The sequence below is a fragment of the Brevibacterium sp. R8603A2 genome (assembly GCF_023072605.1).
GTDB classification, from domain to species: Bacteria; Actinomycetota; Actinomycetes; order Actinomycetales; family Brevibacteriaceae; genus Brevibacterium; species Brevibacterium pityocampae.
This window is the reverse complement of record NZ_JALLGN010000006.1, coordinates 30350-54008: the sequence shown is the minus strand read 5'-3', so window position 1 is coordinate 54008 and position 23659 is coordinate 30350. Positions and strand designations below refer to the sequence as shown.

24 protein-coding genes are annotated in these 23659 nt (G+C 71.6%); 21 read left to right on the top strand and 3 right to left on the bottom strand.

Features of this window, described 5'->3' with window-relative positions; translation table 11 throughout:
- Window positions 1–177: 177 nt before the first annotated feature.
- The 10 genes from MTQ12_RS07360 to MTQ12_RS07315 all read left to right on the top strand — a co-directional run bounded on the left by MTQ12_RS07360 (window position 178) and on the right by MTQ12_RS07315 (window position 9929).
- Window positions 178–825 carry a hypothetical protein gene (locus MTQ12_RS07360; RefSeq protein WP_247425506.1) on the top strand — a complete coding sequence of 216 codons (648 nt, stop codon included), beginning with the start codon at window positions 178–180 and terminating at the stop codon, window positions 823–825.
- Window positions 825–1046: a helix-turn-helix domain-containing protein gene (locus MTQ12_RS07355; protein WP_247425504.1), complete on the top strand. Its 222-nt coding sequence runs from the start codon at window positions 825–827 to the stop codon at window positions 1044–1046. The genes MTQ12_RS07360 and MTQ12_RS07355 overlap by 1 nt, the downstream gene beginning before the upstream one ends.
- A 286-nt stretch (window positions 1047–1332) precedes the next feature.
- Window positions 1333–2640: an aspartate kinase gene (locus MTQ12_RS07350; protein ID WP_137318117.1), complete on the top strand. Its 1308-nt coding sequence runs from the start codon at window positions 1333–1335 to the stop codon at window positions 2638–2640.
- A complete protein-coding gene (locus tag MTQ12_RS07345; protein WP_247425502.1) occupies window positions 2637–3689 on the top strand; it encodes an aspartate-semialdehyde dehydrogenase in 1053 nt (350 codons plus the stop codon). The genes MTQ12_RS07350 and MTQ12_RS07345 overlap by 4 nt, the downstream gene beginning before the upstream one ends.
- Before the next feature lie 140 nt (window positions 3690–3829).
- Complete coding sequence (locus tag MTQ12_RS07340) at window positions 3830–4585, top strand: metallophosphoesterase (RefSeq protein ID WP_247425500.1); 756 nt, start codon at window positions 3830–3832, stop codon at window positions 4583–4585.
- 285 nt (window positions 4586–4870) lie between these two features.
- Window positions 4871–7264 carry a transglycosylase domain-containing protein gene (locus tag MTQ12_RS07335; protein WP_247425499.1) on the top strand — a complete coding sequence of 798 codons (2394 nt, stop codon included), beginning with the start codon at window positions 4871–4873 and terminating at the stop codon, window positions 7262–7264.
- 175 nt (window positions 7265–7439) lie between these two features.
- Window positions 7440–7595: a hypothetical protein gene (locus tag MTQ12_RS07330; RefSeq protein WP_175406797.1), complete on the top strand. Its 156-nt coding sequence runs from the start codon at window positions 7440–7442 to the stop codon at window positions 7593–7595.
- A gap of 82 nt (window positions 7596–7677) precedes the next feature.
- On the top strand, window positions 7678–8157 hold the full coding sequence (locus tag MTQ12_RS07325; RefSeq protein WP_247425497.1) for a RidA family protein: 480 nt from the start codon (window positions 7678–7680) through the stop codon (window positions 8155–8157).
- Window positions 8144–9112: a hypothetical protein gene (locus tag MTQ12_RS07320; RefSeq protein ID WP_247425496.1), complete on the top strand. Its 969-nt coding sequence runs from the start codon at window positions 8144–8146 to the stop codon at window positions 9110–9112. Before MTQ12_RS07325 ends, MTQ12_RS07320 begins: the two co-directional genes overlap by 14 nt.
- Window positions 9113–9179: 67 nt before the next feature.
- On the top strand, window positions 9180–9929 hold the full coding sequence (locus tag MTQ12_RS07315; RefSeq protein ID WP_247425495.1) for an MBL fold metallo-hydrolase: 750 nt from the start codon (window positions 9180–9182) through the stop codon (window positions 9927–9929).
- A gap of 219 nt (window positions 9930–10148) precedes the next feature.
- Here the strand turns inward: MTQ12_RS07315 and MTQ12_RS07310 are convergent, their stop codons facing one another.
- Entirely contained in the window at window positions 10149–10826 is a 678-nt protein-coding gene (locus MTQ12_RS07310) for a Crp/Fnr family transcriptional regulator (protein WP_247425494.1), read from the bottom strand.
- A gap of 158 nt (window positions 10827–10984) precedes the next feature.
- On the opposite strand from MTQ12_RS07310, the gene nth reads away from it, so the two are divergent.
- Window positions 10985–11830, top strand: coding sequence for an endonuclease III (gene nth, locus MTQ12_RS07305; RefSeq protein ID WP_247618222.1), 846 nt, complete (start codon window positions 10985–10987; stop codon window positions 11828–11830).
- Window positions 11827–12543, top strand: a complete 717-nt coding sequence (locus MTQ12_RS07300; protein ID WP_247425492.1) for a CoA pyrophosphatase — start codon at window positions 11827–11829, stop codon at window positions 12541–12543. Before nth ends, MTQ12_RS07300 begins: the two co-directional genes overlap by 4 nt.
- Before the next feature lie 149 nt (window positions 12544–12692).
- On the opposite strand, the gene MTQ12_RS07295 is transcribed toward MTQ12_RS07300, so the two are convergent.
- Window positions 12693–13100, bottom strand: a complete 408-nt coding sequence (locus tag MTQ12_RS07295; protein WP_137318108.1) for a phage holin family protein — start codon at window positions 13098–13100, stop codon at window positions 12693–12695.
- Window positions 13101–13207: 107 nt separating this feature from the next.
- Complete coding sequence (acs, locus tag MTQ12_RS07290; protein WP_247425490.1) at window positions 13208–15178, bottom strand: acetate--CoA ligase; 1971 nt, start codon at window positions 15176–15178, stop codon at window positions 13208–13210.
- Between the two features lie 299 nt (window positions 15179–15477).
- Here acs and MTQ12_RS07285 point away from each other — a divergent pair, with 299 nt between their 5' ends.
- The 9 genes from MTQ12_RS07285 (at window position 15478) to MTQ12_RS07245 (ending at window position 23651) form a co-directional block, all read left to right on the top strand.
- Window positions 15478–17958: a hypothetical protein gene (locus MTQ12_RS07285; protein WP_247425488.1), complete on the top strand. Its 2481-nt coding sequence runs from the start codon at window positions 15478–15480 to the stop codon at window positions 17956–17958.
- A 2-nt stretch (window positions 17959–17960) separates the two neighbouring features.
- Complete coding sequence (locus tag MTQ12_RS07280) at window positions 17961–18803, top strand: Fic family protein (RefSeq protein ID WP_137318105.1); 843 nt, start codon at window positions 17961–17963, stop codon at window positions 18801–18803.
- Between the two features lie 138 nt (window positions 18804–18941).
- On the top strand, window positions 18942–19979 hold the full coding sequence (ssd, locus tag MTQ12_RS07275) for a septum site-determining protein Ssd (RefSeq protein ID WP_247425486.1): 1038 nt from the start codon (window positions 18942–18944) through the stop codon (window positions 19977–19979).
- Window positions 19976–21133, top strand: coding sequence for a TadA family conjugal transfer-associated ATPase (locus tag MTQ12_RS07270; protein ID WP_247425483.1), 1158 nt, complete (start codon window positions 19976–19978; stop codon window positions 21131–21133). The genes ssd and MTQ12_RS07270 overlap by 4 nt, the downstream gene beginning before the upstream one ends.
- 28 nt (window positions 21134–21161) lie before the next feature.
- A complete protein-coding gene (locus MTQ12_RS07265; RefSeq protein ID WP_137318102.1) occupies window positions 21162–21854 on the top strand; it encodes a type II secretion system F family protein in 693 nt (230 codons plus the stop codon).
- A 242-nt stretch (window positions 21855–22096) separates the two neighbouring features.
- Window positions 22097–22519, top strand: a complete 423-nt coding sequence (locus MTQ12_RS07260) for a type II secretion system F family protein (protein WP_247425480.1) — start codon at window positions 22097–22099, stop codon at window positions 22517–22519.
- A gap of 157 nt (window positions 22520–22676) precedes the next feature.
- The gene (locus MTQ12_RS07255) at window positions 22677–22925 is read left to right on the top strand and encodes a DUF4244 domain-containing protein (protein ID WP_137318100.1); all 249 of its coding nucleotides are present in this window, start codon (window positions 22677–22679) and stop codon (window positions 22923–22925) included.
- A 4-nt stretch (window positions 22926–22929) separates the two neighbouring features.
- Complete coding sequence (locus MTQ12_RS07250; RefSeq protein WP_137318099.1) at window positions 22930–23280, top strand: TadE family type IV pilus minor pilin; 351 nt, start codon at window positions 22930–22932, stop codon at window positions 23278–23280.
- Window positions 23277–23651, top strand: coding sequence for an Rv3654c family TadE-like protein (locus tag MTQ12_RS07245; protein WP_247425478.1), 375 nt, complete (start codon window positions 23277–23279; stop codon window positions 23649–23651). The genes MTQ12_RS07250 and MTQ12_RS07245 overlap by 4 nt, the downstream gene beginning before the upstream one ends.
- Window positions 23652–23659 lie beyond the last annotated feature (8 nt).

Sequence of the window (23659 nt, the reverse complement as noted above, 5' to 3'; positions counted from 1 at the left end):
GGATCGATCGCGCGGCCCCGCCTCACCTGCACCTTCACGCGTATCGAAAATCGATACCTCGAACCGCTTGACTCCATATCGAATCTCGATAAGGATATTGACTATCGATACATCGAAAATCGATATGTCGATCGAGTCCATCGAAGACATCGAGTCCATCGAAGACAAGGAGTCGCCATGAGCACCCCCTCACCCACCCCCGCATCACCCACTCCGGAGACCTCCGCGCCGAGCGGATCGAAGCGCACCTGGACGGGCCTGGAGATCTACCCCCTCGTCGTCGTCATCCTCATCATCGGCGGACGGGTCACCGAGCTGTTCCGGGCCTTCATCGACCGGACCTTCGAGGTCGATCTCGCCCTGCGCGGCGAGGAGCCGGTCACCACGCAGCTCGGCGACCACGAGGTGCTCGCCCGGGGCGTCATCGACTTCCGGCTGCCGGCCGACGACCTCGCCGGTGCGACCCAGGGCTTCCTCATCGCAGCCGACATCATCCTCGTCCTCGGGCTGCTGCTGGCCGGCTGGTACGCCGTGCGCGCGATCGGCCTCGTGTCCAAGGGGCTGGCCTTCGACCCCCGCACGCGACGCTCGATGCGCGGACTGTTCTTCTCCGTCTTCGCCGCCGGCGCGGTGTCCGGCATCGTGCAGATGCTCGGCGACAACCTCGTGATCCGCGACCTCGGTCTGGCCGAGCTCCCGATCGACAACAGCATCCAGAGCGGACTGATCTGGGGCTGGCTCGCGGTCCTCGGCGGCATCGGCGTCATCGGCCTGCTCCTCGATCGCGGTGCCCGCGTCGAGGACGAGCTCGAAGGGGTCATCTGATGAGCGTCGACATCGACACCCGCAGCGTCCGCTGCCACCTCGACAGCCTGCTCGCGGAGCGCGGCAAGACCCTCACGGAGCTCTCCACCGAGGTCGGCGTCACCGTCGCCAACCTGTCGGTCCTCAAGAACAACCGGGCCAAGGCGATCCGCTACACCACCCTGGTGAGCCTGTGCAGCGCCCTCGACTGCCAGCCCGGAGACCTCTTCACCGTCGAATGACCGACCCGATCGAGTGACCCGAGGCGGCGAGCCCCTCGACCCCGGCGCCCTCCCCACCGGCACCCCTCGCCCCGGAAGCACACCCACCCGCACACCCCTCGACCCCGGCACCACCCGACTGTGGGGCGTTCGGCGAAGAGTAGGACCATCAACGGTCGCACTCTCCGCCGAACGCCCCACAGTCCGCTCCGTTCCTGCCCGTGGATCCGCATGCCGGGCGGGTCCGCACCGTGCGCGGGGCCGACCGTACAATGGTCGCGAACGCACCCCGAGGAAAGTGACAGCCGTGAGCCTAGTCGTCCAGAAATACGGCGGTTCGTCCGTCGCCGACGCGGAATCAGTCAAGCGCGTCGCACGGCGCATCGTCGAATACCGCAAGTCCGGGCACGACGTCGTCGTCGTGGTGTCCGCGATGGGCGACAGCACGGACGACCTCATCGACCTCGCCAAGGAGGTCTCCCCGATCCCGCCGGCCCGCGAGCTCGACATGCTACTCACCGCCGGCGAGCGGATCTCGATGGCGGTGCTCGCGATGGCGATCGCGAACCTCGGCTACGAGGCCCAGTCCTTCACCGGCTCCCAGGCCGGGGTCATCACCGACGAGTCCTTCGGCCGGGCCCGCATCATCGACGTCACCCCGGGCCGCATCCGGTCCGCGCTCGACGACGGCAACGTCGCGATCGTCGCCGGCTTCCAGGGCGTGAGCCAGACGACGAAGAACATCACCACGCTGGGCCGTGGCGGCTCCGACACCACCGCCGTGGCGCTCGCCGCCGCGCTCGGCGCGGACGTCTGCGAGATCTACTCCGACGTCGACGGCGTGTTCACCGCGGACCCGCGGATCGTGCCCTCAGCGAAGAAGATCGGCATCATCAGCTACGAGGAGATGCTCGAGATGGCGGCCTCGGGCGCCAAGATCCTCATGCTCCGGTGCGTCGAGTACGCCCGGCGCTACGGAGTGCCCGTCCACGTGCGCTCCTCGTTCTCCCAGCGGCAGGGCACCTGGGTGACCGATTCGCCCATCCCGGAAGACCTGCGCACCTCGACCACTGAACCAGAAACGGACGCATCCATGGAACAGGCAATCATCTCCGGAGTCGCGCACGACCGCTCGGAGGCCAAGCTCACCATCGTCGGCGTGCCCGACGTGCCGGGCAAGGCCGCCGAGATCTTCAGGACGATCGCCGGCCAGGAGATCGACATCGACATGATCGTGCAGAACATCTCCACCCGGGATCCCGGCCGCACGGACATCTCCTTCACCCTGCCCATGGCCGACGGCAGCAAGGCGATGGAGTCGCTCGAGGCGGCTAAGGGCTCGATCGGCTTCCACCACCTCCAGTACGACGACCAGATCGGCAAGCTCTCGGTGATCGGCGCCGGCATGCGCTCGCACCCCGGCGTCACCGCGACCCTGTTCGACGCGCTCTCGAAGGCGCACATCAACATCGACATGATCTCCACCTCGGAGATCCGGATCAGCGTCGTCACCAGCGCCGAGCTGCTCGACACCGCCGTCCGCGCCGCCCACTCCGCCTACGGGCTCGACACCGCGGACACCGAGGCGATCGTGTACGGAGGGACCGGACGATGAGCGCACTGAACATCGGCGTCGTCGGCGCCACCGGCCAGGTCGGCGGGGTCATGCGCGACCTCCTCGCCGCGGACCCCGGGTTCGAGATCGGCGACATCCGCTTCTTCGCCTCCGCCCGCTCCGCCGGCAGCACGCTGCCGTTCGCCGGCCGCGAGGTCACCGTCGAGGACGCCGCGGCCGCCGATCCCAGCGGGCTCGACGTGGCGCTGTTCTCCGCCGGCGGGGCGACCTCGCGCGCGCAGGCCGAGCGCTTCGCCGCTGCCGGCGTCACCGTGGTGGACAATTCCTCGGCCTGGCGCATGGACCCCGAGGTCCCGCTCGTCGTGAGCGAGGTCAACCCCGGCGCCATCGCCGAGGCGCGCAAGGGGATCATCGCGAACCCCAACTGCACGACCATGGCCGCGATGCCGCCGCTCCAGGCGCTCCACGCCGAGGCCGGGCTCACCCGCCTCATCGTCAGCACCTACCAGGCGGTGTCCGGATCCGGGCTCGCCGGGGTCGAGGAGCTCTATACACAGGCCGAGTCCGCGCTGCCCGAGGCCCGCGCGCTCGTCCGCGACGGCGGGGCCGTGCAGCAGTCGCCGGAGATCTACATCGAGCCGATCGCCTTCAACGTCCTGCCGATGGCGGGCTCCGTGGTTGACGACGGGGAGAACGAGACCGACGAGGAGAAGAAGCTCCGCAACGAGAGCCGCAAGATCCTCGGCCTCCCCGACCTGCTCGTCGCCGGCACCTGTGTGCGCGTCCCCGTGTTCACCGGCCACAGCCTGAGCATCCACGCCGAGTTCGACCGCGAGATCACCCCGGAGCGCGCCCGCGAGGTGCTCGCCCAGGCCCCCGGTGTCGAACTCGACGAGGTGCCGACCCCGCTCAAGGCGGCCGGGCGGAACCCGTCCTACGTCGGCCGCATCCGCGCCGACCAGTCCGCCCCGGCCGGCCGCGGCCTCGTGCTCTTCGTGTCCAACGACAACCTCCGCAAGGGTGCCGCGCTCAACACCGTGCAGATCGCCGCGCTCATCGCCGCGCAGAAGGGTGGGACGGCATCCTGAACCGCCAGGGCCTCGGCCGGGCGACGGGCGCACTCGCCGCGGCCGGTGCGTTCGGCGCGGTCTGGGCCCTGGGCATCGAGCCGCACCTGTTCCGCATCCGCCGGCACCGGCTGCCCGTCCTGCCCGCCGGTTCTGCGCCCGTGCGCGTGCTCCACCTCTCCGACCTCCACCTCGCGCCGTGGCAGCGCCACAAGATGGCCTGGGTGCGAGGGCTCGCCGCGCTCGAGCCCGACCTCGTCGTCAATACCGGGGACAACTGGTCCGCGCCGATCCTGCCTGCCGTCCTCGACACCTACGGGGAGCTGCTCGACGTGCCCGGCGTGTTCGTGCTCGGCTCGAACGACTTCTTCGCTCCCCGGGCCAAGAACCCGGCGCGCTATCTCAGGGGTCCCTCGGAGATCGAGGAGGAGCGTCCGCCGCATCCCCTGCCCACCCGGGATCTCGTCGAGGCCCTCACCGCCCGCAGCTGGCAGCTCCTCGACAACCGCGGCACGGAGCTCACCGTCAACGGGGTGCGGTTCTCCGTCTCCGGCCTCGGCGACGCCCACATGGACCGGGACCGGATCACCGCGGACCACCCGGCGTTCGATCCCACCGCCGGGGTGCGCCTCGGCGTCACCCATGCTCCCTACCTCCGCACTCTCGACGCCTTCGCCCGGACCGGCGCGGACCTCGTCCTCGCCGGACACACGCACGGCGGGCAGATCCGGATCCCCTTCTGGGGTGCCCCGGTGACGAACTGCGACCTCGACCGGACACGTGCGCGCGGTGTGTTCGACCACCGCGGCACGACGGTGCACGTGTCGGCCGGGCTCGGGTTCTCCCCGTTCGCGCCCGCCCGCTTCTCCTGCCCGCCCGAGGTTTCGCTGCTCGAGCTCGTGTCCCGCGCGGACTGACGGCCACCACCGCAGGCGGGCCCGGGCTCGGGCGTCGTCCGGGCGTCGGCCGCGCGAACTGCGCAGTATCCGAAGATCGGCGCTCAATTGCGCGGCTGCTGTCGGATACCGCGCAGTTGGAGCATGGAGCACGGAGCATGGAGCACGGGGCCTCAGGGGGCTCAGGAGTTCGAGCAGGGGTCCGCAGGCGCCTCACCAGCGCCTCATCAGGAGGGCCGGAATCCCGCGATCGGGCTGGGCGCGCGCTGAAAGCTCCGGGCGCGCGGCTTCGCTATCATGGCGAGCATGGTGTCTCCTGCGTCAGATCCCCAGCAGAACAAGGTCCGGGCCTGGTTCCAATTCATCGCGGTCAGCGTGATCGCCGGTGTCGTCGGTGCCGGTCTGGCGATTCCCTCGGTCGGTGCGGTCTCCGCCGGCGCGGAGACCGCGGTCGACGTGTTCAACGCCCTGCCCGCCGAGCTCGAGGAGCGTCCGCTCGCCGAGCAGTCGCGCATGCTCGCCGCCGACGGCTCCGAGATCGCGACGTTCTACTGGCAGAACCGCCGCGAGGTCCCGCTCGAGGACATCTCGCAGGAGATGCGCGACGCCACCGTCGCCGTCGAGGACGCCCGCTTCTACGAGCACGGCGGCGTCGACGTGCAGGGCATCGCCCGCGCCGTCGTCCACAACCTCATCTCCGACGAGACCCAGGGCGGGTCGACGCTGACGCAGCAGTACGTGAAGAACGTGCTGGCGGAGAACGCCCACGCCGTGGACGACGCCGAGGGTGTCGACGCGGCCAAGGAGAGCGAGGGGACCGCCGGCTACGCCCGTAAGCTCCGCGAGGCCAAGCTCGCCGTCGCGGTGGAGAACAAGTACTCCAAGGACGAGATCCTCAACCGCTACCTCAACATCAACAACTACTCCGGTTCCCCGAACGTGTACGGTGTCGAAGCCGCCGCCTACCGCTACTGGGGCAAGTCCGCGAGCGAGCTCGACATCCCGCAGTCCGCGATGCTCGCCGGGATCGTGAAGAACCCCTCGGCCTTCAACCCGGAGCGGTTCGAGGAGCAGACGATCGAGCGCCGCAACGTCGTGCTCGGGCTCATGCTCGACCAGGAGAAGATCACCCAGGAGCAGTACGACGAAGCCGTCGACTCCGGTCTCGACCTCGACATCCACACGACCCCGAACGGGTGCGCCTCCGCCGGGAACATGGCGTACTTCTGCGACTTCGTGCAGCGCGTCATCGAGACCGATCCGGCCTTCGGCGAGACCGACGAGGAGCGCGTCAACTTCCTCCAGCGCGGCGGACTCGAGATCAAGACGAGCATCAACCCCGAGATCCAGAAGATCGCGGACAAAGAGGTCAAGAAGCGGATCCCCGTCGGCGACCCCTCGGGTGCGGGCCACTCGATCGTGTCCGTCGAACCCGGCACCGGTCAGGTCATCGCGATGGCCCAGAACCGCAACTACACGGTGACGGAGGGCGAGAAGGGATCGGACACCCAGATCAACTACAACGTCGACCGCAAGCACAACGGGGCCAACGGCTTCCAGGTGGGATCGACGTGGAAGCCCTTCGTGCTCACCGAATGGCTCAAGGAGGGCAAGAGCCTCAACACCACCGTCAACGGCACCAAGCGCGAATATGCGGCCGGATCGTGGAAGTACGACGGCTGCGACAACAACGGCGCGAACTGGAACCCGAACAACGCCGGCGACGGCAAGGGCAATTCGAGCATGACCGCGCTGCAGGCGACGAAGAGCTCGGTCAACACCGGCTACGCGGCGATGGCGAATCAGCTCAACATGTGCGGGACCATGAAGACCGCGATGGACATGGGGCTCAAGTACGGCACCGGCGAGCAGCTCGACACCACGACGGAGAGCGGCCTCACCCTGGCCCTGCTGCCGTCCTCGGTTCTCGGCACCGTCGAGGTCGCCCCGATCGACCTCGCCAGCGCCTACGCGGTGTTCGCCTCCGGTGGCACCTACTGCCGCCCCACCCCGATCACCGAGATCACTGATCGCAAGGGTGAGAAGGTGGAGATCCCGAACGCCGACTGCCACGAGGTGCTCGACAAGAAGGTCGCCCAGGGCGTCGCCTATGCGCTGACCCAGACCTTCAATGGCGGCACCACGTCCTCGCTCAAGATCGGCAAGCCGGCCGGCGCCAAGACCGGTACGACGAACTTCGAGGTCGGCCACACCTGGCTCGCCGGGTTCACCAAGTCGATCTCCACCGCCGTGTGGACCGGTCACCCGGACAAGAGCATGGACTGGCGCAAGAACCGCAAGGGCAAGGTCCGCGGCTTCGTCTATGGCGCGACCTTCTCCGGCAAGACCTGGCAGTCCTACATGAGCAAGGCTGTCGACCACACCGACGGCAACACGTCCTTCGCCCGGCCCGATCCCTCGATCATGCGCGGCGGCGGCTCCGGCGGGGGCGGGGGCGAATCCGGCCCGCGCAACCGTCGCGGAGGCGGGGGCGGCGGCACCGGCGGCGGTGGCGGCGGAGGCGGCAACAACCGCCCGGCACCGGCGCCTGCCCCGGACAACGGCGGCGGCAACGGTGGAGGAAACGGCGGCGGTGGCAACGGCGGCGGTGGCAACGGCGGCGGTGGCGACACCGGTGGCGGTGGCGGCGGCCAGGAGGACGAGGGCGGCAACGACCTCGCTCCGGCCATCGGCGGCTGACCTCGACCGGACCGGCACGGAACCGGCGCGCCGCACACCTCGGCGGCAGCACACCACCCGGCCCGCACCTCGGTGGTCCGGTGGGGGAGACCCGGCGCCCCGACACGGCGACACCGGGTACCGTGGCAGCAGACACCTGACACCGCACCACGACAGCGACAGAAAGGCACCAGACATGCAGAAGTGGGAGTACGTCACCGTTCCGCTCATCGTCCACGCGACCAAGCAGATCCTCGACCAGTGGGGCGAGGACGGCTACGAGCTCGTCCAGGTGATCCCGGGACCGGACAACAACGGCCTGGTCGCCTACCTCAAGCGCCCCAAGCAGTGACGACGGGCCCGGCTGCAACAGCCGCGCCGGCCGCAGCAGCTGCGACGACATCAGCACCGACACCCTGAGCGAGGAGGCTCATATGACCCGCATCGAGACCCAGATCTCCGAGATCGGCCTCACCCTGCCCGAGGTCGCCGCGCCCGCCGGCGCCTACGTCCCCGCCCTCGAGGTCGGCGACCTCGTCTACACCTCCGGGCAGCTCCCGATCGTCGACGGCGAGCTCGCCGTGACCGGCACCCTCGGTGCCGAGGTCGACGTCGCGAAGGGTTACGACGCCGCCCGGATCGCCGCCCTCAACGCGCTCGCCGCGATCAAGTCGGTGATCGGCGACCTCGACAACATCGAGCAGGTCGTCAAGATGACCGGGTTCGTGAATTCGGCCCCGGACTTCACCGACCACCCGAAGGTCATCAACGGCGCCTCGGAGTTCCTCCACGAGGTGTTCGGCCAGCGCGGCGCGCACGCCCGCAGCGCCGTCGGCGTGGCCGCCCTGCCGATGAACACCCCGGTGGAGATCGAGCTCATCGTCAAGGTGCGCCGCCTGGATGCCGTCGTCTGATAGGGAGTTCCCGGTCTCGCGCGAGCTCGAGCGTCTGCTCAGCCTGTTCGCCGCCGGTGACCGGCCCCCGCACCCGGACACCCCCACCCCGGCTGCCGCGATCGCGCTCATCCGCGACACGGTAGCCGGGGTGCAGGTTTTCGTCACCCGCCAATCGGATGCCCGCGGCAACGCCGACCGGAACCGGTGGTCGTTCCCCAGCGTCGAGCTCAGCCCGAGCGACCTGCGGAGGCTCCCCCTGGCGGGCTGGTCGCCGGGGAAGTGCGCCGAGCAGCTGCAGATGAGCAGCTCCGGACGGGCGCTGTCGTACTTCGCCGGCGCCGCCCGGGCCGCGCTCCTCACCACCGGCATCCTGCTCGCCGAGGACATCGACGGGCGCGTGGTGACGACCGTGGACGCCCCCGACTGGGACGACGGGCGGTCCGAGCTCGCCGAACGCCGGCTGACCTTCCCTCAGCTGCTCGACGACCGCAGCCTGCGGTTCCGCCCGGACCTCCTCCATCCGTGGCTGCGCTGGGTCAACACACCCTGGCAGCTGCGGCGCTTCGACACCGTGTTCTTCGTCGCCGCGCTGCCGCATGTGCAGACACTCGAGTTCCGCTCCCGGAACGACTCCTGGGGCGGCTGGATGACCCCGGCCGAGGTGCTCGAGGCGATCGGCCCCTCCGGGGGCGAACACATCTCCGTGGCGATGCGCCTCGTCTGCGAGAGCCTCGCCGCCGTGCCGACGGTGGGTGCGGCGATGGCGCGGGTGCGCGACGTGCGTCCCATGCACCCGGAGATCGTGCGCCACGACGACCGGTGGTGGGCGACCGTGCGTGCCCCCGGTGAGCCGGCGCGCCGCGCACAGCGCGACAGCGAGGCGACGGACCTCCAGGAGCCGCCGGAGGAGGAATCCGCCTCGCTCGTCGACGACGAGGAGGACGAGCCGGTCATCGACGAATCGGGCGCCTGAGCCCGGCTGCTCGTCGCACCTCGATAGACTGGGGCCATCCGCACCTTCCTCGACGACGAGAGGCCCCATGCGCATCCGAGCCGACAACCCCTCGCCCATGACCCTCGACGGGACGAACACCTACGTGCTCCTCAGCGCCGACGACTCCGGCGCGCTGCTCATCGACCCGGGCCCCGAGCTCGCCGCCCACCGCGAGGCGTTCCTCACCGAGATCGGCGAGCGAGAGCTCCGCGCGATCGTGCTCACCCACCAGCACGCCGACCATTCGGAGATGCTCGGCTCGATCGACGACTGGGCGCCCGAGGTGCCCGTCCACGCCGTGCTCGAGCGCTTCGCCCGGCACACGGAGCCGGTGGTCCACGGGCAGGAGATCACCTTCGGCGACGCCCCGGAGGACGTGGTCGAGGTCGTCGCCACCCCGGGCCACACCTCCGACAGCATCAGCCTCATCCACGGCGCCACCCTGTACTCCGGGGACACCGTGCTGGGCCGCGGCACCACCGTCGTCACCCACCCGGAGGGGTCGATCCGGGACTACCTCGACAGCATCGAAGCGCTGCGCCGACTCGTCGACACCGGGCGGGTCGAGGTCATCGAGCCCGCGCACGGGCCGACGATCGAGAACCCCGCCGAGGTGCTCGCCCACTACGCCGCACACCGTGCGGAGCGCATCGAGCAGGTCCGCGATGCACTCGAAGCCGGCGCCCGCACGCCCGAGGAGGTGCGCGACGCCGTCTACCACGACGTGCCCGACGACGTCCGGGGCGCCGCCCTCCAGATCGTCAAGGCGCAGCTCGACTACCTCGGGCGTCTCTGAGCCGAGGTCTCGGTCGGCCCGGAGGGCGCCCTCTGCGAAGACGCCGGACCGCGGTGAACCCAGAGCATCCGCCCGGTGATCCCAGCAGATCCACCGGGCGGGCACACGGAGCGCGACAGCGGCCCCGGACCGAGTGGTCCGGGGCCGCTGGACGTGGACGAGGCTGCGGCTTCAGCCGGCCGGGCGCACACTGGCCGCGCGGCCGGCGCCGGCAGGTGCTCAGTGCGCGCGGTTGCGCAGCCGGTCGAAGTCGAGGATGACGACGGCGCGCGCCTCGAGGCGCAGCCAGCCGCGGGCCGCGAAGTCGGCCAGCGCCTTGTTCACCGTCTCCCGGGAGGCGCCGACGAGCTGGGCGAGCTCCTCCTGCGTGAGATCGTGGGCGACGAGGGTGCCATCGGGCGCCTGCTTGCCGAATCGCTCGGCGAGGTCGAGCAGCGACTTGGCGACGCGACCGGGCACGTCGGAGAACACGAGGTCGCCGACGATGTCGTTGGTGCGGCGCAGGCGCTGGGCGAGCGACTTGAGCAGGTTCATCGCAGCCTGCGGGCGCTCCCGCAGCCAGGTCATGAGGTCCTCGTGCTTGAGGCTGAGCAGCTCGGTCTGGGACACGGCGGTGGCCGTGGTCGACCGGGCGCCCGGATCGAAGAGGGTGAGCTCGCCGATGATCTCGCCGGGGCCCACAACGCTGAGCAGGTTCTCGCGGCCGTCGGGGGATTCGCGTCCGATCTTGAGCTTGCCGGTCGACACGATGTAGAGCTCGTCGCCCGGGTCGCCCTCGTGGAACAGCGCGGTGCCGCGGCGCAGGCTGCGCGGCTTCATGATCTTCACCAGCGCACTGGTCGACTCGTCGTCGAGACCGTTGAACAGACTGGCGTTCCGCACTACTTCGATGTCCACTGATTTCCTCCTCTAGGTTCCCTGCCCTCAAATCTACAGGCTGGTAGCGGATTCGGACACGATCGGCGGAAGAGAGTTCCGGCGGGCATCACCGCAGGCGATGCTCCCGCCGGACCGTCGGCCGGCCCGCCGCACGGTGGCCTAAGCTGGGATCCGTGCTGACAGTTGCGGAGAAGAGCGCGCGCCGGTTCGCCGCCGAGACGCCGCTGGGACGGACCCGACGTGCTCGGAAGATCAACCGGGTCCTGGCCGAGGCGCACCCCGACGCCGCCTGCGAGCTCGATTTCGACACGCCGTTCCACCTCCTCGTCGCCACCGTGCTCTCCGCCCAGACCACGGACGTGCGGGTGAATCGGGTGACCCCGGTACTGTTCGCCGCCTACCCGGACGCCCCCGCGTTGGCCGCCGCCGAACTCCCCGACGTCGAGGAGATCATCCGCCCCACCGGCTTCTTCCGCGCCAAAGCCCGCAACATCGTCGCCCTGGCACGGGACCTCGTCGACGACCACGACGGCGAGGTGCCCGCCGACCTCGACGCGCTCGTCGCGCTGCCGGGGACGGGCCGGAAGACCGCGCTCGTCGTGCTCGGCAACGCCTTCGGCGTGCCCGGGCTCACCGTCGACACCCACGTCGGCCGGCTCGTGCGACGCCTCGGCCTCACCGCCGCGACCGACCCGGTGGCCGTCGAGCGGGACGTCGCCGCCCTCTACCCGCCGCGTGACCTCACCATGCTGTCGCACCGGCTGATCTTCCACGGCCGTCGGATCTGTCACTCCCGTCGCCCGGCCTGCGGCGCCTGCCCGCTCATGCGGCTGTGCCCGAGCTTCGGGATCGGCGAGCCCGACCCGGAGAACGCCCAGGCACTCGTGCGCACCGCAACCGCGGTGCAGCTCGACCGCGCCGCGCGGACGGGACCGGACGCGGCGGGACGGGCGCCGGGGGAGCCGGCGGCACGTGGATCCGCACCGTCCGGTGCCGGGCCGAGAGGAGACGCGTCCGCATGACGACCGAACCCGCAGATCCGCGTCCGCACCCGGACCCGGCCCGCCGCGCGCTCGAGGCGCTGCCCGGCTCGATGGGCAACGAGCAGTGGCTGCGCCGTCGGCATGCCCAGCCGGACGAGATCGTGCGCGAGGCCTCGGTCCTCATGCTGTTCGGCCGCGGGGTGCCGCCGCGCACCCCGGCCGGGCAGGCGGAGGCGGAGCGCCTCGACGCGCTCGGGGTCGCCGACGTCGACGTGCTGCTCCTCGAGCGCGCCTCGACCCTGCGGCACCACCCCGGGCAGGTCGCGTTCCCCGGCGGCGGCCGGGACCCCGAGGACGTGGACGCCGTGGCCGTCGCCCTGCGCGAGGCGGAGGAGGAGACCGGGCTCGACCCGCACGGCATCGACGTCATCGGCACCATGGACCCGCTGTTCATCCCGGTGAGCCGCTTCGACGTCACCCCGGTCATCGCCTGGTGGCCGGATCCCACCGAGGTGCGCGTGATGGACCACGGGGAGTCCGCCCGGGTGTACCGCGTGCCGATCGCCGACCTCGTGGCCCCGGCGAACCGCGGCACCTTCTCACCGCCGGACCGGGCCTATTCGACCCCGGCGTTCGACGTCGGCGTGCTGCGCGTGTGGGGCTTCACCGCGGGACTGCTCGAGTTCGCCCTCGAGGAGCTCGGCTGGGCGAGCGACTGGGACCGCGAGGCCTACATCCACATCCAGCTCTGACACCCACCCGAGACACCAATATCCCGCGGTTCCTGTGAAGGAATCCGCGGGATATCGCAATCTCGCACCGCCCGATCAGCGATTCGCCCGGGCGTGACCGAGCCGGGTCAGTGCCGTCGGGCGCGCCCGGCCGGGAGCCGGCCGTGGGCTCAGTAGCGCGGGCCGCTCGGGTTGGTGAGCGAGCGCTTGAGCGCCTCGACGGCGGACTTCCCACCGTTGATCGCAGAGGTGGGGGTCGGGTTGCCCTTCTTGAACAGCGGGATCGCGATCGCGACGAGGATGAGCGCGATGAGTGCGAGGATCCCGAACACGATGAGGAAGCTGCCCCACCACGGCCAGCCGAGGCCCTCGTGGAAGGCCGCGGCGCCGGCGAAGATCGCCATGATCGAGGCGAGGAACAGGAGGAAGACCCCGGCGCCGGCGAGCCCGGCTCCGATGCCGAGGTTCTTCGCGCCGGCCTGGATCTCCGACTTCGCGAGCGCGGACTCCTCCTGGGCCAGGGCCTGAGTATCCGCCTTGATGTCCTTGATGAGCTGCGAGATCGACCGCTCGGGCATGGAGGCTCCTTTGAATTCGGTGCGAAACGTACGGATCTGATCCTAGACTAATCCCTCGCCCGGCCGCGCACCCACTTGCACGGCGCGGCCGGGCGAGGGCTGGGGCCTCACCCCTCGTCGGAGGACTTCTCGCCGGCGACCGAGGCGGAGATGACGTCCATCACCGAGGAGTCGGCGAGCGTCGTGGCATCGCCCACCTGCCGGTTGTCCGCGACGTCCTTGAGGAGCCGGCGCATGATCTTGCCCGAGCGCGTCTTCGGCAGCTCCTCGACGATGTGGACGCGCTTGGGCTTGGCGATCGGCCCGATCTCGCGGCCCACGTGAACCCGGAGCTCCTCGACGGTGCCCTCGGTCTGCTCCTCGCCGCCGCGGAGGATGACGAAGGCGACGACCGCCTGGCCCGAGGTCTCGTCCTGCGCTCCGACGACGGCGGCCTCGGCGACGGCCTCGTGGGAGACGAGCGCGGACTCGATCTCCGCGGTCGACAGCCGGTGGCCGGACACATTCATCACGTCGTCGACCCGGCCGAGGAACCAGATGTCGCCGTCGTCGTCATAGCGTGCTCCGTCGCCGGCGAAGTACATGTTCTCGAACCGCGACCAGTAGGTGTCCTTGAAGCGCTCCGGGTCCCCGTAGATGCCGCGCAGCATCGCCGGCCACGGCTCGGTGATGACGAGGTAGCCCGCGACGTTGCGCTCGACCGGTTCGCCGGTGTCGTCGACGACGGCCACGGAGATGCCGGGCAGGGCGCGCTGCGAGGAGCCGGGCTTGGTGGCGATGACGCCGGGCAGCGGGGCGATCATGTGCGCGCCGGTCTCCGTCTGCCACCAGGTGTCGACGATCGGGCAGCGGTCGCCGCCGATGACGCGGCGGTACCACATCCACGCCTCGGGGTTGATCGGCTCGCCCACGCTGCCGAGCAGGCGCAGCGAGGACAGGTCGTGCTCGGCGGGGATCTCGTCGCCCCACTTCATGGCGGTGCGGATGGCGGTGGGCGCGGCGTAGAGGATCGTCACGCCGCGCTTCGCGACGATCTCCCACCAGCGGCCGCGGTGCGGGGTGTCCGGGGTGCCTTCGTACATCACCTGCGTGGCGCCTGCCGCGAGCGGACCGTAGGCCACGTAGGAGTGGCCGGTGACCCAGCCGACGTCCGCGGTGCACCAGAACACGTCGGTCTCCGGCTTGATGTCGAACACCGTGCGCATGGCGAACGCGTTCTGCGTGATGTACCCGCCGGAGGTGTGGAGGATGCCCTTGGGCTTGCCGGTGGTGCCGGAGGTGTAGAGGACGAAGAGCGGGTTCTCGGAGTCGAAGGATTCGTACTCGTGGGTGTCGGGCTGCGCGGCGAGCGCCTCGGCCCAGTGGAGGTCGCGCTCGGCGTCGAAGGCGACGTCCTCGCCGGTGCGCTCGACGACGAGCACCTTCTCCACCGGGGTGTCCCCGCCGGCGAGCGCCTCGTCCACGGCGGGCTTGAGAGCCGAGGGCTTGCCGCGCCGGTAGCCGCCGTCGGCGGTGATGACGACCTTGGCCTGGACATCGAGGATGCGGGAGCGCAGGGCGTCGGAGGAGAACCCGCCGAACACCACGGAGTGGGCGGCGCCGAGGCGCGCGCAGGCGAGCATCGAGATCACGGCCTCCGGGATCATCGGGAGGTAGATCGCGACCCGGTCGCCCTGCACCACACCGAGCGCTGCGAGCGCGTTCGCCGCGCGGCTGACCTCGCGCTGGAGGTCGGCGTAGGTGATCGTGCGGGTGTCGCCAGGCTCGCCCTCGAAGTGGATGGCGACGCGGTCGCCGTGGCCGGCCTCGACGTGGCGGTCGACGCAGTTGTAGGCGACGTTGAGCTTCCCGCCGACGAACCAGCGGGCGAACGGGGGGTCGGACCAGTCGAGGGTGTCGGTGAAGTCGGTGTCCCAGGAGATGAGCTCGCGGGCCTGCTCGGCCCAGAATCCCAGGCGGTCCGCGGCGGCCTCGTCGTAGAGGGCGGCGGTGGCGTTGGCCTGCGCTGCGAACTCCGCGCTCGGCTCGAACGTCTGTTCCTCGCCGTGCTGCCGGTCCTGTGATGTCGTGTTCGTCATGCTTCCCTCCGACGGTGAGAGTGAGAGGCCCGGGGTACCCGCGCTCACGCCCCGGCGGCGTTGCCGGGCACGTTCGCACTGTACAACGAGTCCCGGACACGGGTTAAGCCCGCACACGGTTCCCGAACGGCCGTCGGGTCGGATCGGGTCCCGCTCCCGAGGTGCCCTCCCGCGAGTGCGGAATCCGGGCCTGGGTGCCGCATCCGGTGTGCAAGACTCGGGGTAGTTTGTCAGGATGTGAGCGAGAACGTCCCGGGACCGGTCACGGCCGCCGGAAGCCTCCGAAGGAGTTTCGAACGATGAGCACCCCCTATCAGCCCTCCGGCTCCGAGCCGCAGTGGGGCCAGCAGCCCGGTCCCTACGGAGCACCCGGTCCCCAGTCCTCCGGCGCCCAGCAGCCGGGCCCGTACGGTGCGCAGCCCGGAACTCCGGGCCCGCAGTCCGACGTCCACGGTGACCAGACCGGCGGCCCCGGCCCAGCGTACGGTTCCCAGGCGGGACAGGCGTACGGTTCGCAGCCCGCCGGGCAGTACGGCTCCCAGCCTGCCCAGGCCTATGGCTCCCAGCCGGGACAGGCGTATGGCTCACAGCCTGCCGGACAGTATGGTTCCCAGCCCGGTCAGGCCTATGGTTCGGGTCCAGTGCAGGCCTACGGCTCCCAGCCGGGTCCCTACGATGCTCAGCAGGCCGGTGGTCCCGCCGGCTACGGCCAGCCCGGCTACGGCCAGCCCGGTTACGGGCAGGCGGGTTACGGGCAGGCGCCGGTCAAGGAGAAGAAACCCGGCGCCGGGATCATCGGTCCGCTCACGCTGCGCGACATCCTCCTTCTCGTCGGCTCCCTGTTCGCGCTCATCGCACTCGTCACCCCGGTGCTCGGATTCGCATTCGGCGAGGGCTTCCGGGAGAGGACATGGATCTGGTCCTGGATGCCGAACTTCTCCTGGAATGGATTCGCCCTGATGTGGCTCATCCTCGGCATGCTGACGATCCTCGCCGCCGGAATCCTCACCCTGCTCAACAAGGTGGTCCGCGGCTTCCCGCAGCGGATCGGCTCGCTCAGCCCCGATCAGCTCATCGCGGTGCTCACCGCCGTGGGCTTCGCGACGAACTTCCTCGTCCTCGTCACCTCGGTGCAGCATTTCCACGTCGGCGGATGGTTCGCCTTCCTCGGTTCGCTCATCGCGTTCTTCGCCGGGGTGCTCACCGTGATCCCGTTCCTCGGCTCCGAGTTCACCGCCCGCGCCGAAGCGCCCGCCCACCCCAAGGCCCGCCCGGTCACCCGCAGCACCGCTGCGAACGCCGGCGCCCAGCCCTACGGTTCCGCCCCGCAGGCCTATGGCCAGCAGGGCCAGCAGGGCCAGCAGGCGCACGGCCAGCAGGGCGAGTCGGCGCAGGGCTTCGGGGCACTCGGCCACAGCGGCGCAGTCGCCGGCGACCAGTACGGCTCCGGTCCGGCGGGCAACCAGTACGGCCCGGGCACTGCCGGCCAGCAGTACGGTTCCGGTCCGCAGGGCTACGGTTCCGGTCAGTTCGGCGTCGACGCCCAGCACCAGGCTCAGCCCTACGGCTCCGGCCCCGTCGGCCAGCAGTACGGCTCCGGCCCGGAGGGATACGGGCAGCAGGCGCAGGGCCAGCAGTTCGGATCGGGCCCGCAGGGTGCCTCTGCTCCTGCACTCTCCGACGCCGCGCCGAGCTTCGGTGCGGTCGCCGGAGGAGGCGCGGTGGGCGCAGGTGCCGCCGCAGGATCGGGCGCGCCGGACTCCGACGGCCCGGTGCAGCAGGTGTCGGGCGATGACCAGGCCTATCTCGGCCGTCGCTCGGCCGACGCCCCGGCGCACGCCCAGAACGAGCCCACCCAGTCCTTCATGTCCGGCGGCTTCTCGCGCGACGCCGAGGCGGACACCGGCTCTCCGGGGTACGGCAGCGGTTCGACCGCGGCCGGTGCCGCCGACGCCCGCCCGGAGACCGACGGCTCCGTTCCCGCAGCCGACGGTGCACTCGCCGACGACTTCGCAGTGACCGATGGGGCGACCGCCGAGGCCCCTGCAGGAGACCGCGAGACCTCCGGCAGCGGTGGCTCCGCGGAAGACCCCACGACCGACTCGTCGACCACCGACGCCCCGACTGCCGATACCGGCACCGACGGCGAGTCCACGGCGATGATGTCGGCCGCAGACCTGCAGAACGCCACCGGCGAAGGCGACCCCGCGCCGGAGTCGGCTTCGCCCACCGGCGACTCCGCCCCGGCACCCGCCGTCGGTGAGAGCACCTCGGCCGCCACCTCGGCGGACGACACCGCGCGCCAGGGCTGGGAGAAGCCGGGTGCCCCAGAGCAGGCGCAGCGCGAGGCCGCCGAGGAGCCCACCCAGTGGTTCAAGGCCTTCGACTACTCGGAGAAGGGCTTCACCCGGATCGAGGACACGGACGCCACCGCCGTTGATTCCACCGCGCCCGCCGGTGGGGACCAGGCCCAGCAGTCGCAGTACGGATACCAGGCCGCCCAGCAGGACCAAGCCGCCCAACAGGACCAGCAACAGGACCAAGCCGCCCAGCAGGACCAGGCACAGCAGGACCAGGCGCAGCCGGTCCAGCAGGCCTTCTGGTTCGCCGTGCCGGAGCCCCGCGACGCCGTCGACCCCGCGACCGGGTTCCCGGCGTTCACCGTCACCCCCGGTGAGTGGTTCCTCGCGCTGTCGGACAACGGCGGGGAGTTCACCGTCCGCAACACCGACGGCCGCGAAGGCATCCTCCGCAACACCGAGGGCATCCAGCGTGGCTGAGCATGAGTGAGCTCGGCTCCGCGCTGCGTGCCCTGGCCGCTCTCGACCCGGTGGACGAGGCCGTGACCAGGGCACGCAATGCGTGCACGGAGCTGCGCTGGCACAACGCGCTGCGCAAGCGGATGCCCGAGTGCCGCGTCGAATCCACGGTGCGCGCCGCCCGCGCCTCGTCCGCGCTCGAGGGTGCCCGCTATCCCATCGCCTACGTGCGCGAGGTGATCGGCGCCGGGCGCGAGGTGCCCGATGACATGTCCGGCACCCAGCTGTCCGCCGCCGTGCGCGTCGCCGCGGTCGCCCAGGAGTACTCGGAGCGGCCCGACGCGCTGCGCGGCGGGCTCGCTCACATCCTCTCCAAGCTCTCGCTCGCGGCCGGCGCCGGTCTCGTGCCCGACGAGCAGCTCGGCCGCCCCCGGCTCGCCGGCGAGGTGCCCGGCGACCTCGGCGGGCTGCCGCCGGCCCCGGGGCCCGAGGAGCTCGCCGACCGCCTCGGGCAGCTCGACGCGCTGCTGGCCGACCCGACCCTGCCCGGACTCGTCGTCGCCGCGATCCTCCAGGGCGAGATCATCGCCCTGCGCCCGTTCGTGATCGGCAACGGGCTCATCGCCCGCGCCCTGTTCCGGATCCAGCTCGTGTCCTCCGGCGTCGACCCCACCGGGGTGGGCGTGCCCGAGGCCGCGTTCCTCTCCGATGTGCAGGGCTACGGCCAGGGCGGGGCGGCCTACACCTCCGGTTCCGACGTGCCCGGCTGGATCGTCTCCTGCGCCACGGCTGTGGAGAAGGGCGCCGGGGAGGGCCGCACCGTGTGCCAGGCCGTCCAGTCCGGGAAGATCCCGCAGAACATCTGACCAGTGACGACACCGCGCGGTTCGTCCTCAGGTCACAGGCCGTCGACGTGAGGTCACAGGTCGCTCGCTGGCGCCGGTCCGTCCACAGGTCGGTGGTCCCGGCGTGCGCCTCGGCGGCCGTCGGCGCACCGTGGGAGCATGCCCCGCATCGCGCTCCTCACCCAGCTCCCCAGCCTCGTCGACCACTGCGCAGCGATCGCCGACAGCATCGGCATCACCCTCGACGTGCTCGCCCCGCAGTCCGGCGGGTGGCAGGGCGCCGTCCTCATCCTGCTCGGTGAGGACGTCGTCGACCCGCCCCAGGCCGCCGGCGTGCCCACCGTGCTCATCGCCCCGGCCGAGGCGCACGACGCCTGGTCGAACGCCGCCCGGCTCGGCGCGGACCACGTCGCCCTCCTGCCGGCGGCCGGGGAATGGCTGACCCAGCGGATGATCACCGCGGTCGAACCCCCGGCCGCCCCGGCCACGACGATCGGCGTCGTCGCCGGGTCCGGCGGGGCGGGCGCCTCGGTGCTCGCCTGCGCGCTCGCCCGGCAGGCCGCCGGCCAGTCGACCGCGACCGTCCTCCTCGACGCTGACCCGTTGGGCGGGGGCCTCGACCTCGTGCTCGGCTGCGAGGACATCCCGGGGCTGCGCTGGCCGGCGCTGACCGCCTCGAAGGGCCGACTGCGGCCCTCGACGCTGACGCAGGCGCTGCCGCGCTTCGACGAGCTCGCGATCCTGTCCTGGGACCGGGAGGGCCGTGAGGAGCTCACCGGGGAGGTGTTCGACGCCGTCCTCACCGCCTCCCAGCAGGCCTTCGACCTCGTCATCGTCGACCTGCCCCGCCACGCCCCGGCCGCGTGGGCGCGCGCCTGCCACCACCTCGTGCTCGTCACCCCGGCCCGGGTGCGCGCCGCGGTCGCCGCCGCCCGCGTCGCCCGCCGGCTCGCCGAGGTCCACCCCGGGGTGCGCCTCGTCGTGCGGGAGTCCGACCGGTTCGGCCTCGACCCGCACCTCGTCGCCGACACCATCGGGCTCGACCTCGCCGGGACGCTCACCGACGACGGCGGGCTCGCCGCCCGGATCGACCGCGGGGAGGGGATCCCCGCCGGCCGCACCCGCCTGGGCCGGTTCGCCGAGGACCTCCTCGCAGACCTCCTCGCCCTCGATGCGGCGGCCGGGATCGCCTCATGAGCGAGTGGATCGAGCCCGCCCTCATCGCCGAGGTGCGCGACCACCTGCTCGAGAACCCGGGGCCGGTGACCGCCTCAGCCGTGGCCACCGCCGTGCAGCGCACCGGCCGGGTGCTCGGCGCCGGCGCCCTGCTCGAGCTCGTGTCCCGGATCTCCGCGCAGCTCGCCGGGGCCGGGCCGATCCAGCCGATCCTCGACGCGCCGGGCACCACCGACGTGTTCGTCAACGGCCCGCGCGACATCTGGGCCGATCGCGGGGCGGGTCTCGAACCGGTGCCGATCTCGCTCGGCACCGAATCCGACGTCCGGGCGCTCGCCGTCCGGCTCGCGGGGCTGGGCGGCCGCCGTCTCGACGACTCGAGCCCGCTCGTCGACGTCCGGCTGCCCGACGGGGTGCGTCTCAACGCCGTCATCCCACCGCTGTCCGGGGACACCACCGTGCTGTCCTTCCGCGTTCCGCGCGCCTCCGGCTTCCGCCTCGACGAACTCCTCGCCGACGGGTTCGTACCGGCGCCGGCCCACGAGCTGCTCCTCGAGGTGCTCGCCCGGAGGGCGAACTTCCTCATCTCCGGGGGCACCGGCTCGGGCAAGACCGTGCTCCTCGGTGCGCTGCTCTCCGAGGTCGCCGCGGATCAGCGGCTGCTCGTCGTCGAGGACTCTCGCGAACTCCTCATCAGCCACCCCCACGTCGTGCAGCTCGCCGCCCGGCAGAGCAACGTCGAGGGCGTCGGCGAGGTCGCGATGACCGACCTCGTGCGCAATGCGCTGCGGATGCGCCCCGACCGGCTCGTCGTCGGCGAGTGCCGCGGTGCGGAGGTCCGCGACATGCTCACCGCGCTCAACACCGGGCACGAGGGCGGGTGCGCGACGATCCACGCGAACACCGCGCAGGCCGTCACCGCCCGGCTCGAGGCGCTCGGCGCGCTCGCCGGGATGAGCCCGGCGGCTGTGCGGTCCCAGATGGCGACAGCGATCGACCTCGTCATCCACGTCCGCCGTGAGGGAAACACCCGCGGCATCGCGCAGATCGCGGTGCCCGCCGCGGACCGCGACACCCGGATCGAGATGCTGCCGGTGTGGGACGCCGGAGACGGATTCTCCGAGGCGGGAGTGACGGCAGTGCGCCGGCTCCTCGAGCAGCGGGCCGCGACGTGAACCCGGTCGTGGACTGGAGGGAGGCGCGATGAGCTGGCAGCTGGGTCTGGTCACCGGGCTGCTCGTCGGCTGCGGGTACTGGCTGCTCGCCGATCCCGCCGGTGCCCGGCGTCTGCGCGCGCTGACCTCGCCGCGCCCCCGCGCGAGCGCGCCTCGGCGCCGGCGCACCCCGGAGGACCGGCACGCCGCCGCGGTCGCCGTCGTCGACCGGGCCGTCGAGCTGCTCCGCGTCGGGATGCCGCCATCCGTCGTCATGGCCCAGCTCGCCGGGCTCGCCGAGGATTCCGACCTCGAGCAGGCACTGCTGCGGATGAGCCGCTCGCTCGAGCTCGGTGACCCGCCGCACGAGGCGATCCGCCGTCACACCGGCTCTCTCATCCCGGCAGCGGCCGAGGTGTTCGACGGGATGGCGGCCGTGTGGTTCGTCGCGGAGACCGCCGGGGCGCCGGCCGCCGACATGCTCGCCCGCTACGGCGACACCTGCCGGGAGAAGGCCGACTCCGCCCGTGACAGAGCCGTGGCGCTCGCCGGGCCCGCCTCGACGGTCAAGGTCCTCACCTGGCTGCCGCTCCTGTCACTGGGACTCGGACTGCTCATCGGGACCGACCTCGCCGCGCTCCTGTCCTCGGTGCCCGGGCTCATCAGCCTGGGCGGGGGAGCGGTGCTGCTCCTCGTCGGCCGGCTGTGGATGCGGTCTCTGCTGCGGAGGGCGACGGCATGATCCTCCTCATCGCAGCGGTGGCCGGGCTGCTCGTCGGCTGCGGCTGGTGGCTGTTCGATCCCGGCGCGGACACCCGGCTGAAGTCCCTTCTCGGGGCACCGCGGGGCGGTCGTGGGAAGAGCGTCGGGGATTCGGACCGGGGCCGAGGTGCGCGCAGCGGTGCAATGGGAAGTCGGGTCGCGGAAGGCTCGGGCGAGAGGGTGGCGGGTGCCGGAGAGCCGGGCCCGTCGCCGACCTCGGCGATGAGTGCTGTGGACGCGCTCGCCTTCGACCTCGACCTCGTCTCGATCTGTCTGCAGACCGGGTTGCCGACGGAGCGGGCGCTGTCGCTCGCCGCAGCCGCCGGGGGCGACCGGACCGGGCTCGACCGGCTCGGCCGGTCCCTTGCGCTCGGGGAGATCGACGACTCGAACGAGGAGCTCGCCGCGGTCAGCCGGCTCGTCCTCTTCTCCCGCTCCACCGGCGTCGCACTCGCCCCGCTGCTGCGCGGCCTCGCCGGGGACCTGCGGTGCGCGGAGCACCGGCGGCGGCAGATCGCGGCCGCCCGCCTGGGTGTCGAGCTCGTCGTGCCGCTCGGTGTGTGCGTGCTCCCGGCGTTCCTCCTGCTCGGCGTCGTCCCGGTGGTCCTCAGCCTCGTCGACGACCTCGGAGTGCTCTTCGGCTGAGCCGGGCCCGCGGCGGCTGGTCACAGGGGCTCCCGCGGCTGCGACCTCCGGCCTGTGGACAGCCCGCCGCCATCCACAGGCGCAGATGGGCTCTGGTCCGCGGTGCGGCGGCGGCAGAGGATCGGAGGACCATCGGATCTCACGGAAAGGACCCACGATGGACACCACCGCACACACCCCGACGACCACCCCACCCGCAGACGACCCCGCCGCGGCACTCGTACCGACCCGCAGCGCAGCACTCGCCGTGCTCGAGGACGACCGCGGAGCGACGACAGCGGAGTACGCGATCACCACGCTCGCAGCCTGCGGCTTCGCCGCGCTCCTCGTCGTCGTCCTCAAGTCCGACCCGATCAAGGAGGCGATCACCGGCGTGATCTCCACCGCCCTCGGACTGGGGGCCTGAACCGATGTCGGCCGCCCGTGATGACCGCGGTGCCGCGACCGCGGAGTTCGCCATGCTCATGCCCGCGCTCGTGCTCCTCATCGCGCTCATCACGGGTGCCGGCACGATCGGCCTGTCCCAGCTGCGCGCCCACGACGCCGCACGCGCCGCCGCCCGGGAGGCCGCGCGCGGCGAACCCGAACGCACGGTGCGCCACGAGGCGACGGAGAAGGCCGGTGACGGATCCACGGTCGCCGTCCGCCACGAGGGCGGGTACACCACGGTCGAGGTCACGCTGCCGCTGCCGGAAACCCTGCGCTTCGTCCAGGAATCGGTGAGCGCCACCGCCACCGCGCGGACGGAGGGCATCCGGTGATCCGGCCCGGGCACCTCCGCGACGACCGGGGCTCCTCGACGGTGCTCGCAGTGTCGCTCGGCGCAGCGGCACTCACCCTCGTCGCCGGCCTGGGGCTCGGCGCCCAGGCCTTCCTCGCCCACGCCCGCGCCGACGGTGCGGCTGACCTCGCCGCGATCGCCGCCGCCGATGCCGCCCGCGGCATCACCCCCGGTGACCCGTGCGAGATCGCCGCGGAGACCGCGGAGCGCAGCGGAGTGGAGGTCACCGAGTGCATCGCCCGGCCGGACCTCGGCACCGCGAAGGTCGTCACCGAGGTCGACCTCCCAGCTCCGCTCGGGAAGGTCAGCGCGACAGCGGTCGCCGGATCCCCGACCGGGGAGAGCAGGTGAGCGGGGTC

Excerpts from the sequence above, each read along its gene's own strand:
- MTQ12_RS07360 (WP_247425506.1), top strand. The coding sequence starts at position 178 with ATGAGCACCCCCTCACCCACCCCCGCATCACCCACTCCGGAGACCTCC.
- MTQ12_RS07355 (WP_247425504.1), top strand. The coding sequence starts at position 825 with ATGAGCGTCGACATCGACACCCGCAGCGTCCGCTGCCACCTCGACAGC.
- MTQ12_RS07345 (WP_247425502.1), top strand. The coding sequence starts at position 2,637 with ATGAGCGCACTGAACATCGGCGTCGTCGGCGCCACCGGCCAGGTCGGC.
- MTQ12_RS07335 (WP_247425499.1), top strand. The coding sequence starts at position 4,871 with ATGGTGTCTCCTGCGTCAGATCCCCAGCAGAACAAGGTCCGGGCCTGG.
- MTQ12_RS07330 (WP_175406797.1), top strand. The coding sequence starts at position 7,440 with ATGCAGAAGTGGGAGTACGTCACCGTTCCGCTCATCGTCCACGCGACC.
- MTQ12_RS07325 (WP_247425497.1), top strand. The coding sequence starts at position 7,678 with ATGACCCGCATCGAGACCCAGATCTCCGAGATCGGCCTCACCCTGCCC.
- MTQ12_RS07320 (WP_247425496.1), top strand. The coding sequence starts at position 8,144 with ATGCCGTCGTCTGATAGGGAGTTCCCGGTCTCGCGCGAGCTCGAGCGT.
- MTQ12_RS07315 (WP_247425495.1), top strand. The coding sequence starts at position 9,180 with ATGCGCATCCGAGCCGACAACCCCTCGCCCATGACCCTCGACGGGACG.
- MTQ12_RS07300 (WP_247425492.1), top strand. The coding sequence starts at position 11,827 with ATGACGACCGAACCCGCAGATCCGCGTCCGCACCCGGACCCGGCCCGC.
- MTQ12_RS07295 (WP_137318108.1), bottom strand. The coding sequence starts at position 13,100 with ATGCCCGAGCGGTCGATCTCGCAGCTCATCAAGGACATCAAGGCGGAT.
- acs (WP_247425490.1), bottom strand. The coding sequence starts at position 15,178 with ATGACGAACACGACATCACAGGACCGGCAGCACGGCGAGGAACAGACG.
- MTQ12_RS07285 (WP_247425488.1), top strand. The coding sequence starts at position 15,478 with ATGAGCACCCCCTATCAGCCCTCCGGCTCCGAGCCGCAGTGGGGCCAG.
- MTQ12_RS07280 (WP_137318105.1), top strand. The coding sequence starts at position 17,961 with ATGAGTGAGCTCGGCTCCGCGCTGCGTGCCCTGGCCGCTCTCGACCCG.
- ssd (WP_247425486.1), top strand. The coding sequence starts at position 18,942 with ATGCCCCGCATCGCGCTCCTCACCCAGCTCCCCAGCCTCGTCGACCAC.
- MTQ12_RS07270 (WP_247425483.1), top strand. The coding sequence starts at position 19,976 with ATGAGCGAGTGGATCGAGCCCGCCCTCATCGCCGAGGTGCGCGACCAC.
- MTQ12_RS07265 (WP_137318102.1), top strand. The coding sequence starts at position 21,162 with ATGAGCTGGCAGCTGGGTCTGGTCACCGGGCTGCTCGTCGGCTGCGGG.
- MTQ12_RS07260 (WP_247425480.1), top strand. The coding sequence starts at position 22,097 with ATGAGTGCTGTGGACGCGCTCGCCTTCGACCTCGACCTCGTCTCGATC.
- MTQ12_RS07255 (WP_137318100.1), top strand. The coding sequence starts at position 22,677 with ATGGACACCACCGCACACACCCCGACGACCACCCCACCCGCAGACGAC.
- MTQ12_RS07250 (WP_137318099.1), top strand. The coding sequence starts at position 22,930 with ATGTCGGCCGCCCGTGATGACCGCGGTGCCGCGACCGCGGAGTTCGCC.